The organism is Pseudoalteromonas rubra (assembly GCF_005886805.2).
Classification (GTDB): domain Bacteria; phylum Pseudomonadota; class Gammaproteobacteria; order Enterobacterales; family Alteromonadaceae; genus Pseudoalteromonas; species Pseudoalteromonas rubra_D.
Window position 1 is genome coordinate 1,135,796 of record NZ_CP045430.1, and the last position, 12,340, is coordinate 1,148,135.

Sequence of the window (12,340 nt, forward strand, 5' to 3'; positions counted from 1 at the left end):
CTGAAAGCACCATCGTATGAGTGCACCCCACTGAGCGAGATTTTCATTCTATTTTTCCAATTGAACTGATTAATTTAACCCATTATACAAATGAATCGATTGGCCTGATAATGGCTACATCGAAATCAAAGGAGACAAACAGTATGTTAAACAATATCGAAGGTCAGACAATTCCTCAGGTAACTTTCCCGGTACGTGAAAACGACGAATGGAAAAACATCAGCACAGATGACCTGTTCAAAGGTAAAACAGTGGTGGTTTTCTCGCTACCCGGCGCCTTTACTCCAACTTGTTCATCTACACACCTGCCACGTTACAACGAGCTGGCTGGCGTATTCAAACAAAATGGTGTCGACGACATCGTCTGTATTTCAGTAAATGATACCTTTGTCATGAATGCCTGGGCCAAAGATCAGGAAGCTGAGAATGTGACACTTATCCCGGACGGAAACGGCGAGTTTTCTGAAGGCATGGGTATGTTGGTTGACAAAAAAGACTTAGGCTTTGGTAAGCGCAGCTGGCGTTACTCTATGCTGGTTAAAGATGGCGTTATTGAAAAAATGTTCATTGAACCAGACGTACCGGGCGACCCGTTTGAAGTATCAGATGCCGATACTATGCTTGAATACATCAACCCAGAGCAGGTTAAACCTCAGCCTGTTTCAATTATTACCAAACCTGGTTGTCCTTTCTGCGCCAAAGCGAAAGCACTTCTTGATGAGAAAGGTCTGGTATATGAAGAACTGGTGTTAGGTCAACAAGCCACATTGACCAGCCTTAAAGCACTGTCTGGCCGTGAAACTGTGCCGCAGGTGTTCATTGGCGGTAAACACATTGGCGGCTCAGACGACCTGGATGCGCACTTCGCATAATGCCCGTAGCGGCCTATTTATTAGGCCAATATCAGTGTAAAGGGGCTTAACAGCCCCACAACTCCCCTTGCTCAGAGGTAAAACATGAAACAACTTGAAACTGACGTCGTCGTCATTGGTGCAGGCACTGCCGGGCTTAGCGCCTATCGAAATGCCAAACAATCTACTGACAAAGTGTTAATGATCGAAGCCGGTGCTTATGGCACGACTTGCGCACGGGTCGGCTGCATGCCCAGTAAGTTGTTGATTGCCGCAGCGGAAGCTGCACACAGTGTCACCGAAGCACCCAAGTTTGGGGTCAATACCACAGCGCCAGAAATCGATGGTAAAGCCGTGATGGCACGGGTGCGCAGCGAACGCGACCGGTTTGTTGGTTTTGTACTTGAAGCCGTGGATGAGCTGCCTGAGCAAGACCGGATCAAAGGGTATGCACGCTTTTTAGATGCCAACCGGATTCAAATCGACGACCATACCGTGATCACTGCGAAACGGTTTGTCATCGCTACCGGCTCAAGACCCAATGTCCCGGGCTTCTTTCAGGCATTTGGCGACAAGCTTATCATCAATGATGATGTATTCGACTGGCAGGATTTACCTGAGTCTGTGGCCGTGTTTGGTCCGGGCGTTATCGGTCTCGAATTGGGGCAAGCACTGCACCGTCTGGGCGTCAATGTTAAGCTGTTTGGCGTTGGGGGCAATATTGGACCACTGACTGATCCGCAGATCCAGGACTATGCCAATACCGTTTTCGCAGAAGAGTTTTATGTCGACAGCGATGCCAAAGTATCTGATATGAAGCAAGTTGGTGATAAGGCACAGCTGACTTATGTTGACCGCGAGGGTAAACCACAAACAGAGCAGTTTGACTTCGTACTGGCGGCAACGGGCAGGGTACCCAATGTTGATAAACTGGGTCTTGAAAACACCGGCATTGAACTGGACGAGCGCGGCGTACCGCTTGCCGACCCCTATACGATGCAATGTGGCGACAGCCATATTTTTATCGCTGGTGATGCCAGCAATCAGATCCCATTGTTACATGAAGCGGCCGATCAGGGCACTATAGCTGGTCAAAATGCCGGACGATTCCCGGATGTGCGTAACGGCCTGAGACGCGCGCCCATTGCGGCAGTATTCAGTGATCCGCAAATCGCCATGGTCGGTGAGAGTTTTAAGCAACTCAATGAGCGATATGGTAAATGTGGTTGCTTTGCAATAGGTGAGGTAAGCTTTGAGAATCAGGGCCGTAGCCGAGTGATGCTTAAAAACAAAGGGTATATGCATCTGTATGCAGAGCAGGGCAGTGGCCTGTTCCTGGGTGCAGAGTTCATCGGTCCCTCAGCTGAACACATGGCGCATCTGCTGGCCTGGGCTGTACAAAATAAAATGACGGTACCTCAGATGCTGGATATGCCCTTCTACCACCCGGTAATCGAAGAAGGTCTGCGTACTGCATTGAGAAACCTCAACGCCAAACTCAAATTTGGTCCGGATATCATCCAGCATTGTATGGAATGTGGTCCGGGCGCTTAACAGCTAGACCATAGCCCGGGCGTGTTGATACACTGCCGGGCTAGTCACAGGCGCGCCGCTCAGGCATCGTATCGACCTGCCTGGTGCGTCGCTTGATTACGCATCTGCTCAAACTTATCAAACGCATCAGACACCACCTCTTTATCCGTCGCAGTCAGTGAAATGGTCACCCCACAACTTGGGTTAGAACAGGAAAACGCTTGACCGGCCAACAGCAGGCTGGATTCAAAATGGATAGGCACGCCACATTCAGGGCAGTCAATTTTAGATTTTATACTCATCGTTTAATCCTCATTTTTAGGGGGTAAAGGGGTCAGGTTTTTCGCGAAAATATCGAGTATTGTGGTAATGCCACGCGGCAGAGGTAGTTGTCCCGCTTCGAGCATCACCTCATAATTCGCATGTGCCGAACCCGATTGCTGCTGGCTCTGATTGCCAGATTTCGCCAAGGCGCCATGTAGCTCTGTTTCAAATTCATGCGCGTGCTCGGGCTGTCGAGTCTGCGCGCGGCTCTGCTTGCTTTGCTGTGATGTCTGCTTTTTAATTTCTCTGGAGCTTTTCACCTCCATACTAAAAGACACTTTCAGTTTCTCTATTGCCAGCGAGTTGATCGGGATCAGCGTCATCAGCGGGATTGAAATCTCCATTTCATAAGGGGTTTTACTGATACTGCCGTCTTTCTCCAGTACTGAACGGGACAGCGTAAATGTCACCATCACCGGCGTCAGGTGACCGTGGTTATGGCTGTCTTTTTCAAAGCAGGTCGATAAAATAAACTGAGTTTGCGCATTTGCTATCATCGCATTGGCATCTGTGGCTGCTTTGAGCGGAGCACCGATCAGTGCTTTCATAGGCAAACCGGCAAATTGCGACGCAATATTGTTGTTCATACTTTAGTCCTCACACTGTGTGGCTTAGCCTGGAATTTGCGCCCTGAGTGCACGCTCATATCCTTCAATCAGTTTTTGCAGACCTTCTGGCGGTTCGTTGCCAGTCAAGGTGATCTCCAGGCTCGCATTCGCCGTGCTCTCAGTAGTATCCTGCTGGCCCATTAGCTTATTGCGCAGCCCACCAGCTTTGGCTGTGCTGCGGGCAAACGCGACCATCAGCTGATCTTGGTCATTGTTGCTGATCTCCAGCTCAGCAATAAATTTCACTTCAGAGATACGAGGTGAAGAAATAGGCACCAACGCCAATAAAGGCACCTCAGCACTTACTGTGTCTATGCCATGCTCTGTGCGACTGGGAAACTCCATCGCGCAGGTTTTGGGTGAGTAGCTGGGCGCTTTCCCTTTGCCATTATCTTGCTCATCAAAAAAGCGCTTCACAAAATCCAGCGTTTCGCCTTCAACCGATTTAGCAGCATCTTTGACCCCTTTGTGGATCGCTTTCATGAGTGATTGGAATTCGATCATGTTATTCTCTTTGTGTTTATCCGGTTAATAAAGGGAAGCACACGGCTTCCCCTGGTTGGGTGCTAGTACAGGTGATTACTCTTTTTCAATAATCGGGTCGATGTTCTTCGTAAAGGCATTAATGATGGTGGTTACACCGGTTGGCAAAGGTAGCTGACCAGCATGGACATCCACTTCATACTTGGCTTTATTCGATGCCTCATAGTGCTCACGTTGTTTCGAACTGGATTTACTGCTGTGCGACACAGAACCATGGACTTCTACCGAGAACAGGCCGGCATTGTATTTTGCCGTGATGTCTGCTTTGGCCGCCGTTTCCTGCTCAGACTGCTTTTCATTGTCCTTAGACATTGAGCTGGACACTTCCATTTCGAAATGCACTTTCACATCATCCACCGCCAGAGAGTTCAGCGGGATCAACGTTAACAAAGGTAACTTCAGCGTGATATTCGCTTCAGACGTCGCTGTGCCTTTGATCACTGGACGGCTCAGCGTGAACTCGACCATAATTGGCTTGAGCTGACTTGAACTCCCCTGGGCCCCCCCGGTTGATTTATCAAAGCAGGTACTAAGCATAAACTGCGTTTGCGTACGTGCCATCATGCCATTTGCATCTGTTGCAGCTTTCAGTGGGCCACCGATCAGCGACTTCATAGGTAAGCCACTGAATTGCTGCGCCATAGATACCAGTCCAGACATAAAATTCTCCTCAAAAATTACACTTAAATTCGCGACATCATGTCGCCTCAGATAACGTTCACTACCAGGTCAACGTTGGATGCCATGTTAGGCGTCAGGCAGAAATAACAATCGGTGCTTTAAGGCAATAATTCGGGGACATCTGGCAAAGACAGGCTGGAGGATAAAGGGACAAAAGCACTTACACAGAGCAACAGGCAGTGATACCATCAAAGCCTGTTATTTGTTCCACTATTTATTGAATAAAGGACCACCCGTGATACAGAGAATTGATACCAAACAACGCATGAGCCGCATCGTCAAACACAATGGCACCATCTATCTATGTGGTCAGGTGTGTAAAGACGCAGAGCAGGGCATTAAGGAACAAACCGCCACTATGCTTGAGAAAGTCGATGAGCTGTTGCTTCAGGCTGGCAGTGATCGTGAGCATATCCTATCTGCCACAATCTATATCAAAGACATGCAGTATTTCAGTGAAATGAACGAAGTGTGGGATGCCTGGGTACCTGAAGGCCACGCACCTGCCCGCGCTTGTGTAGAAGCGGCTATGGCTAGAGACGCCTTGCTGGTAGAGATTTCAGTGATTGCAGCTGAGATCAACCCAGCCTAAAATAATCAGCCCGGTTTTTTGTGCCGGGCTAATTTTCTCGAACACGCCTGACCTATTCACGTATCATGTGAAATGCCTGGTTTGTCCTCACGTAAAGCAGGGTAGGTGCCTTGGCACTCAACGCCATTTGTACAGCCCCCTGAGCGGCAAGATAACTACCAGCTCGTAACTTCGGGCTTTTCTGAGTGTTTGCCCGCAAGACAGTAATGGCCCCCTGGATCACCACCGCTTTAAATTCTGTACCAGTGCTGGACAAGGTCACCTTTGATTTTGCAGGTAATTTCACCAACACGCCTGTCAACTGATCTTGCTGCCATAAGTTTGCCAGTTGAATATCTGCGCCCTTAAGCTGTGTTGACGTATGCTGATCCAGCCAGGTCAGATTCGCATAGTGAAGGTTGACAGGCCGCTCACCATTATCAAATTGTTCGGCAGAAGGCTTTACCAAATAAGGACCCTCGTCTATTTCAAGGTAAATCATATTGCCCGGTGCATTGGCGGACGTAATGTGATCTTCCCCAGCCGGTTGAGTCCAGTAAGATCCCGGTGGCATCCACATCGCTTTGGCCTGAGGGTCGTCGTTATGCAGCAGGCCTTCTATCACAATACCGCGATAAGACACATTATGAATATGAGGCGGTGACGAGAAGCCAGGTTCAAATCTCACCAACATGCCAGTCGCGCCAGGTTTTGTTCTGTCTCCCCACAAGTTCGCAGCCCTCGGGCTCTTATCACCCCGAGCCGGATTCAGATGACCCCATTCAATTTGCTCGGTGCTAATAATCGTTACCTCATTACTGCCCAAACCCTTATCCTGAGCCTTCAAAGCGTGAGAGAAAAAACATGCCGAAATAATTAACGCGCTGAATAAACTGGATTTAACCACGAAGATAATCTTCCTGTGAAAACGACAAACTGAATGTACATCAGTTTAAGCCCTCAGATACAAACGATAAATTGGCTACGGGTTGAAAGATTATCAAGGTTTGATTGATAATCACCCTAAAACTGCACTTTTTCACCCCAATTCCTGCTGGCAGGCGTTATAGGTTTGATCAAGTTTCCAGCTACTCAGAATAAGGAATACACATGTTGCAAAGAAGCACGCTGTTGTTGCTCACCCACATTTTCACCATCTTTGCGGACTAAAGGCTGGCTTTATATGTTCCCTCGCAAAGGCTCAATTGTAATTGGCGGCACGGCTGTAAAGGGGGCTTACAGTACAATACCGAAACCCCAACTTACACAAGACATGCTCACGGGTCACGCAAGACCGGCAGACAAATTGGTGCTCAGGTAACGTCTTACTGACCTGTGCAACTGAGTGATAACGAGCAAAGGGCTAGCTCTGAAAAAGCCGTTTTGCCTCATTCATATATTTCCAGTATTATGGAATTATATGAATGAGGAGCAAGATATGGAACTGGCATCTGCGGCAGATAAGCTCGCCGAACTGGGACACACCACCCGCTTAAGTATTTTCCGATATTTAGTGAAAGGGGGCACGCATGGCGTACCCGTTGGCGAAATACAGGCTGCGCTAGATGTGCCGGGTTCTACTTTGTCTCATCATATTAATCGGCTGGTAAAAGTGGGGCTGGTCAAGCAAAGGCGAGAAAGCCGCACACTTTACTGCGTGCCTCAATACGATGCACTGATTGAGCTGATCGGATTCTTGCAAGAAGAGTGTTGTGTCAATCAGTCAGACGATCCCAGCTGCAGCAATACATGTGATACCGCTCAGGGCGAGCCAAGCTAGCCACAACATGCGCCCTGTTGCGCCTTTGGTGCACCAGGAAATCTCAACTGAGACGAGCGAGCGGCCTCTGCATTACCCGCCAGAGATTCGACAATCGAGCGCACCTGCTCATACCCGGTGAGCATTAAGAAGGTCGGGGCACGTCCATAGGATTTCATACCCGCAATGTAAAAGTGCGCATCATCATGAGACAACTCATCAACTCCGTGTGCACGCACTGAACCACAACTATGCAAATTTGGGTCAATCAATGGTGCAAGCCGCATTGGTGCTTCGACAATATGGTCCAAATCCAGCCTTAATTCTCGCAACATCTCCAGGTCAGGCCTGAAGCCGGTCGCAACAATGATGTTGTCGACCTGTATCCCGATATCAGCTCCTCCCGCCAAAGCACGGATATTCAGCCCATGCCCGGCCCGGACAATTTCTTTGATCTCTAATTGAGAAACCAGCTTTAGTGTATCATTTTCTATGGCCTTTTTGGCCGCCAACCCGAGCTGCCGGCGCGCAGGCACTTTGTCGTTGATGCCTTTGCCCAGCAGCTTATCGATGTTGTTTTTACGCATGCCCCAGGTCACTTCGGTACCTGGCTCTGCCGCTTGCAGCTCAAGTAAATCCAGTGCGATATTCATTGCCGAGTGGCCGGCACCCACCACCAAGTTGCGTTTTCTTGCAAAATCGCTTCGCTGAGTGCCCAGAATGTCCGGGATACCATAATAAACACTCTGCTGATTGGCCAACTCACCTGGCACAGATAAACCATCAAGCCCCAGCGGGTTTGGACTCGACCAGGTACCGGAAGCATCAATCACAGCATCACTATGCAGTACCTGGATCCCTAACTCATTTCGACAATGCACAACAAAACGTGCACTGTCACGACCTTGCGTAGTATGCTTACTGACCCCGGCTTTAGACACACCAAAGACCTCAGTACCATAGCGGATATGCTCCGCCAATTCGGGTAATTTGGCCGCAGGTTGCAAGTAGTGTTCGACGACTTCCCGACCAGTAGGAGTTACATTGGCGTCTACGCCGGGCCAGCCATGCTCAGTCAGCAGGTTTACCACGGCCTCATCCAGCATATAGGACCAGGGCGTAAACAGGCTAACGTGTCCCCATTGCAACATTGCAGCCCCTGCGGTGTCACCTTTTTCAATAATGGTGGGGCGGATCCCTTTTTCCAGCAGTCTTGCAGCCGCAGCCAGGCCAATGGGTCCGGCACCAATAATAATGACTTCTTTGATTGGTTTCATATCAGGTTACCTCTTGATTAATCGTATCTAACTCAGGCGGTCGGCTTAGCCTGCCAACCTCTAAAAAACAAATAAACTGCTAGAAAATAAGGGTATATAAGTACCCGGCAGCCATCGCCATCCCGAGTACCACACCCAGAAATGCCAGGATCATCTGCGTTTTGAAAATGGATTTAAGCAGGATAACTTCGGTCAGGCTGGCACCAGCACTGCCAATGATCAGCGCCATGACCGACCCCAGTGCCATACCTTTTTGCACTAAACCGGCACTCAGAGGGATCACTGCAGAAGCTCGGATATACAAGGGAATACCAATGACTGCGGCAAGTGGAATGGCATACCATTTGTTTTCACCGGCATAGTCAATAATGAGCTCTGTGGGCACAAAGCCATATATGAAGGATCCTATGGTGATACCAAGTAGTAAATAGGGCAGGGTAGCGAGGAAGTCTTTCCAGGTTGTTCGCCAAATTCGCAACCAGCGGTTTTCTACCTGTTTTATGTCTCTGTCGGGATTTTTCTTACCACCACATTGACTACTTTCCAGGTTAAGCGGCATCTCTTTGCTCGTCTGGCCAGCCTTGCAAGCAGACTGACTGACCGCAGCCTGATAGGCTTCATCCCTAACATAACGCTCAAACCCCAGTCGCTCCAGCAAGTAGCCCGACACGACCGACGTGATCAGAGCAACCGAAAAATAGAACACCGCCACATCCAGGCCGAATGTCACAATCAATAAGCCAATAACAATGGGGTTCAACAGTGGACTGGAAAATAAGAAAACGGTAACGGGCCCAAACCCGGCCCGTGCCTGCAGTAACCCTTTTAAAAACGGGATCGTTGAGCAGGAACAAAACGGTGTGATTGCTCCCAGCAACGCCGCAATCATATAGCCCTTACCTTTACGGGCACTCAAATTTTCCCTCACCTTTTCAGGCGTGATGTACTCCTGCAGCACACCCCCCAAATAGCTTACGACTAGAAATAACACGGTTAACTCCAGCGCAAGGAACACAAACATATCGGCCGCTTCTTTAAGCATGACCTGCATTTCTGGTGACATACATCTCTCCTGATCTAATTTTATATTTCCAGTATTATAGAAATATAAAATTAGATCAATCTATGTTTCCAATATTATAGAAATAACTTGTAGAAACTCTACATGTTTGTCACCCGGAAACGATAGATTAAAGCCAATAAACTTATGAAATTAATATGTATTTGTCATGAAAAAGATAGACGGTGGTCAGTCTTGGACATACGTATGCCACCAAAGCAGGTCGTTGTATAAGAGAATCAAAAAACATACGCGTTAAACCCAACTCAATCACAGCCGTAGCTTTAATATGCTCAAGCCTGGCTGCAAATGGCCAATTTTTACTTGGGCGAAAGCCCATATAACGCTATATCTCCTGCGCTTTTAACCAGTTCATAAACGTTTGTAAGCGCGCTATCCGGGCGGAGTTAGGGTGGTAAACCAGATAGCGTTTCACCGGGTTGGGGTGGGGCAGTTGGAACGGAATAACGAGTTCACCGTTATCGAGCTGACGGCGAAACAGATATGGCACAGCCAAGGTAACACCATGGCCGTTGGCCACAGCGCTGAGTGCCATATCCGTGCTATTAACATAGGTCCAGTGTGGGTGATCGACATAATCTACTACCTGTTGCGCCTCAAACCAGCTTGGCCAGTCATATGCACCGGGCTGCTCCAACGTTACCAGCCAGGTATCCAGCAGATCGGCCGGGGTTTTGAGCGGTAAAGATGCAGCCAACTGCGCGGAGCATACGGGTAACACAGGTGAAGCGCCAAAATACTCACAAGCCAGCGTGGTTGGGGTGTGCTTTTCGACCTGTGTGCCGAAACGGATCGCCAAATCAATGCGAGCGTGTCTCAAGTCTTCAAAACTCGCGGAAGAGTGCAGACGAATGCGGATCTGTGGATACAAGCTGGCGAATTCCTGCAATCTGGGCATCAGCCACAAGGTATTAAATGCCTGCGTAGAACTAATGCTGAGCTCCCCCGCCAATTCTTCCTGACGCAGGCTATTAATGCCTTGATCGATCATAGTTAAGGCCGGTCCGGTATGCTCTGCCAGCGTACACCCGGCCTGAGTCAACTGCATATGTCGGCCGACTCGCACAAATAACCGTTGCCCCAGCTGCCGCTCCAGCATCCGCATCTGCTGACTGACTGCGGCCTGCGAAATACATAATTCGGCGGCGGCCAGACTATAACTCTGATGTCTTGCCGCACACTCAAATGTCACCAGCAAATTGATATTTTTGAACACGATACGGGCACTTCCGAATTCCAGGACAGAAAGTATTATAAGCTGAGCTTATAATACAAGTCGATTTTTATCGTTGGTCTTTAAAACCGGGTAACCGCACTATAGTGACCACAAAACAGTGATAATATCAGTGAGATAATATGCAAGCATTCAAACAATTACATCAACAAACAAGCCCGTTTTTACTAGCCAATGTCTGGGACGCCGCCAGTGCTAAAGCAGCACAACAAGCAGGATATCAGGCACTGGGAACTTCCAGCGCAGCCGTTGCCAGCGTACTGGGCTATGATGACGGCGAACACATGTCTTTCGACGAACTCCTTTTTTTGGTTGCTCGGATCAGCCGTGCCACCGACTTACCTCTGAGCGTTGATATTGAGGCCGGTTACAGCCGTGATCCACAGACAATAGCAAAGCACATTCAACAACTTGCGCAATTGGGTGTGGTCGGAGTTAATCTCGAAGACAGTCTGGTAAATACAGTCCGCACCTTAACTGATGCAGATGAATTTGCGGCACGATTAAAGGCCGTACGTCATGAGTTGGCCACTCAGCAGACTAATATCTTTATTAATGTGCGCTGCGATGCCTTCTTACTGGGTCTCGACAACGCGCGCGAGGAAGCCTTGCATCGGGCATCTACATATCAGCGAGCGGGCGCCGATGGTTTGTTCTTACCTTGTATTACCCAGCAAGCAGATATTCAGGCCATCACAGAGACTTGTCAGTTACCCCTGAATGTCATGGCAATGCCAGATCTGGCCGATTTTGACACGCTTAGTGCGCTCGGGGTGAAACGGATCAGTATGGGCAATTTTGCCTTTGAAGGGATGTACACCCACCTAACCCAGCAACTCCAGGAGATCCGCTCGCAGGGCAACTGTGCACCTTTATTCGGCTGATCAATCAAATTGCACATGCGGCGGCCAGTGCTGCGCCCAGGTATGGGTTGGTGTTTCTTGTTGTGCTTCCAAAGCGGTGACCAGGAAATCCAGGAATACCCGTACTCTGGCAGGCAAATAGGCGCGTTTTGGGTAAATCGCAAACACCCCGCTGTCTGGCATAGGTGCTCTGAACGCGGGGTAAAGCGATACCAAAGCCCCGCTTTTGAGTCCTGCTTTGGCGAGAAAATGCGGCAACTGAGCGAACCCGAAGCCATCAGCACACAATTGGGCCATGGCTTCACCATCATCCGTAATATGCGTGCGATGTAGCTCACAGAGTTGATAAACGCCGTCTGCATCTGGCAAAAAAATCGGTTGCAGCTGCTGTGTTTCTTTTATTTTAAAGCCTATCCAAGAATGTCCGTTGAAATCGTCCAGACTAACAGGCGTGCCGTGCTGCTTAAGATAGTTTGGTGACGCACAGACCACAAAATCCATCGGACTCAGGCAGCGCGCAACCAGACGGCTGTCTTTGACAAAGCCGGTGCGTAATGCCACATCAATGTCCTGCTCAATAATATCCACATGCATATCATCAAGGGATAGTTCCAGTGTGATTTCCGGGTAACGCTGACAAAACGCTTTGAGCAAAGGACGCAAATACAAATGTCCATAACACACCGCTGAATTGACGCGTAACCGCCCTCTGGGGGCATCATTGAGCTGCCTGAGTTCATCTTCACAGCTGGACAATGCCAGAATGCTTGAACGCACGGTTTGTGCATAGTGGCGCCCGGCCGCCGTGATCTTCAGTTGCCGGGTGGAGCGCTGGAATAAAGTCACCCCGAGCTCAGCTTCCAGTCGGCTCACGGCTTTACTGATGGTGGAGGGGTCGGTATTGCAAACCCGCGCCGCAGCCGCAAAACTCTGCTCTTCACAGGTTGCCAGAAACAAGGTCAGCGATCTCAGTTTATCCATGATAGTCAGTCCTGTGATTTGGGTAAACACCTTA

At 49.1% G+C, this 12,340-nt stretch carries 14 protein-coding genes; 5 read left to right on the forward strand and 9 right to left on the reverse strand.

Annotated elements, in window-relative coordinates; translation table 11 throughout:
* Nucleotides 1–143 precede the first annotated feature (143 nt).
* Both CWC22_RS23515 and CWC22_RS23520 read left to right on the forward strand, forming a co-directional pair.
* A complete protein-coding gene (locus CWC22_RS23515) occupies nt 144–872 on the forward strand; it encodes a glutathione peroxidase (protein ID WP_125560373.1) in 729 nt (242 codons plus the stop codon).
* A gap of 84 nt (nt 873–956) precedes the next feature.
* Complete coding sequence (locus CWC22_RS23520; RefSeq protein WP_138537012.1) at nt 957–2,405, forward strand: dihydrolipoyl dehydrogenase; 1,449 nt, start codon at nt 957–959, stop codon at nt 2,403–2,405.
* Between the two features lie 59 nt (nt 2,406–2,464).
* On the opposite strand, the gene CWC22_RS23525 is transcribed toward CWC22_RS23520, so the two are convergent.
* The 4 genes from CWC22_RS23525 to CWC22_RS23540 form a co-directional block, all read right to left on the reverse strand.
* Nucleotides 2,465–2,686, reverse strand: a complete 222-nt coding sequence (locus CWC22_RS23525) for a hypothetical protein (RefSeq protein ID WP_125560369.1) — start codon at nt 2,684–2,686, stop codon at nt 2,465–2,467.
* A 3-nt stretch (nt 2,687–2,689) separates the two neighbouring features.
* Nucleotides 2,690–3,295 (reverse strand): DUF2589 domain-containing protein, encoded by a 606-nt coding sequence (locus CWC22_RS23530; RefSeq protein WP_138537010.1) that lies wholly within the window; start codon nt 3,293–3,295, stop codon nt 2,690–2,692.
* A 24-nt stretch (nt 3,296–3,319) separates the two neighbouring features.
* Entirely contained in the window at nt 3,320–3,820 is a 501-nt protein-coding gene (locus tag CWC22_RS23535) for a DUF2589 domain-containing protein (protein ID WP_125560365.1), read from the reverse strand.
* A gap of 75 nt (nt 3,821–3,895) precedes the next feature.
* On the reverse strand, nt 3,896–4,519 hold the full coding sequence (locus tag CWC22_RS23540; protein ID WP_049866568.1) for a DUF2589 domain-containing protein: 624 nt from the start codon (nt 4,517–4,519) through the stop codon (nt 3,896–3,898).
* 256 nt (nt 4,520–4,775) lie between these two features.
* Here CWC22_RS23540 and CWC22_RS23545 point away from each other — a divergent pair, with 256 nt between their 5' ends.
* Nucleotides 4,776–5,132 carry a RidA family protein gene (locus CWC22_RS23545; protein ID WP_125560363.1) on the forward strand — a complete coding sequence of 119 codons (357 nt, stop codon included), beginning with the start codon at nt 4,776–4,778 and terminating at the stop codon, nt 5,130–5,132.
* Nucleotides 5,133–5,184: 52 nt separating this feature from the next.
* Here the strand turns inward: CWC22_RS23545 and CWC22_RS23550 are convergent, their stop codons facing one another.
* Nucleotides 5,185–6,018 carry a DUF4437 domain-containing protein gene (locus CWC22_RS23550; RefSeq protein WP_138537008.1) on the reverse strand — a complete coding sequence of 278 codons (834 nt, stop codon included), beginning with the start codon at nt 6,016–6,018 and terminating at the stop codon, nt 5,185–5,187.
* 513 nt (nt 6,019–6,531) lie between these two features.
* Between CWC22_RS23550 and CWC22_RS23555 the strand changes: the two genes are divergently transcribed.
* Nucleotides 6,532–6,891 carry a metalloregulator ArsR/SmtB family transcription factor gene (locus CWC22_RS23555; RefSeq protein WP_343224677.1) on the forward strand — a complete coding sequence of 120 codons (360 nt, stop codon included), beginning with the start codon at nt 6,532–6,534 and terminating at the stop codon, nt 6,889–6,891.
* Here the strand turns inward: CWC22_RS23555 and CWC22_RS23560 are convergent.
* The 3 genes from CWC22_RS23560 to CWC22_RS23570 all read right to left on the reverse strand — a co-directional run bounded on the left by CWC22_RS23560 (nt 6,888) and on the right by CWC22_RS23570 (nt 10,444).
* The gene (locus CWC22_RS23560; protein ID WP_138537006.1) at nt 6,888–8,147 is read right to left on the reverse strand and encodes an NAD(P)-binding domain-containing protein; all 1,260 of its coding nucleotides are present in this window, start codon (nt 8,145–8,147) and stop codon (nt 6,888–6,890) included. The genes CWC22_RS23555 and CWC22_RS23560 overlap by 4 nt on opposite strands.
* Before the next feature lie 79 nt (nt 8,148–8,226).
* Entirely contained in the window at nt 8,227–9,210 is a 984-nt protein-coding gene (locus CWC22_RS23565; RefSeq protein ID WP_138537004.1) for a permease, read from the reverse strand.
* A gap of 343 nt (nt 9,211–9,553) precedes the next feature.
* Nucleotides 9,554–10,444 (reverse strand): LysR substrate-binding domain-containing protein, encoded by an 891-nt coding sequence (locus CWC22_RS23570; RefSeq protein WP_138537002.1) that lies wholly within the window; start codon nt 10,442–10,444, stop codon nt 9,554–9,556.
* A 140-nt stretch (nt 10,445–10,584) separates the two neighbouring features.
* Between CWC22_RS23570 and CWC22_RS23575 the strand changes: the two genes are divergently transcribed.
* Nucleotides 10,585–11,346 (forward strand): isocitrate lyase/PEP mutase family protein, encoded by a 762-nt coding sequence (locus CWC22_RS23575; RefSeq protein WP_138537000.1) that lies wholly within the window; start codon nt 10,585–10,587, stop codon nt 11,344–11,346.
* Here CWC22_RS23575 and CWC22_RS23580 read toward each other — a convergent pair whose 3' ends face one another.
* Nucleotides 11,347–12,306, reverse strand: coding sequence for a LysR family transcriptional regulator (locus CWC22_RS23580; RefSeq protein ID WP_138536997.1), 960 nt, complete (start codon nt 12,304–12,306; stop codon nt 11,347–11,349).
* Nucleotides 12,307–12,340: the final 34 nt, after the last annotated feature.

Bases quoted from the DNA above. Each gene is read 5' to 3' on its own strand.
- CWC22_RS23515 (WP_125560373.1), top strand. From the start codon at position 144: ATGTTAAACAATATCGAAGGTCAGACAATTCCTCAGGTAACTTTCCCG.
- CWC22_RS23520 (WP_138537012.1), top strand. From the start codon at position 957: ATGAAACAACTTGAAACTGACGTCGTCGTCATTGGTGCAGGCACTGCC.
- CWC22_RS23525 (WP_125560369.1), bottom strand. From the start codon at position 2,686: ATGAGTATAAAATCTAAAATTGACTGCCCTGAATGTGGCGTGCCTATC.
- CWC22_RS23530 (WP_138537010.1), bottom strand. From the start codon at position 3,295: ATGAACAACAATATTGCGTCGCAATTTGCCGGTTTGCCTATGAAAGCA.
- CWC22_RS23535 (WP_125560365.1), bottom strand. From the start codon at position 3,820: ATGATCGAATTCCAATCACTCATGAAAGCGATCCACAAAGGGGTCAAA.
- CWC22_RS23540 (WP_049866568.1), bottom strand. From the start codon at position 4,519: ATGTCTGGACTGGTATCTATGGCGCAGCAATTCAGTGGCTTACCTATG.
- CWC22_RS23555 (WP_343224677.1), top strand. From the start codon at position 6,532: ATGAATGAGGAGCAAGATATGGAACTGGCATCTGCGGCAGATAAGCTC.
- CWC22_RS23560 (WP_138537006.1), bottom strand. From the start codon at position 8,147: ATGAAACCAATCAAAGAAGTCATTATTATTGGTGCCGGACCCATTGGC.
- CWC22_RS23565 (WP_138537004.1), bottom strand. From the start codon at position 9,210: ATGTCACCAGAAATGCAGGTCATGCTTAAAGAAGCGGCCGATATGTTT.
- CWC22_RS23575 (WP_138537000.1), top strand. From the start codon at position 10,585: ATGCAAGCATTCAAACAATTACATCAACAAACAAGCCCGTTTTTACTA.
- CWC22_RS23580 (WP_138536997.1), bottom strand. From the start codon at position 12,306: ATGGATAAACTGAGATCGCTGACCTTGTTTCTGGCAACCTGTGAAGAG.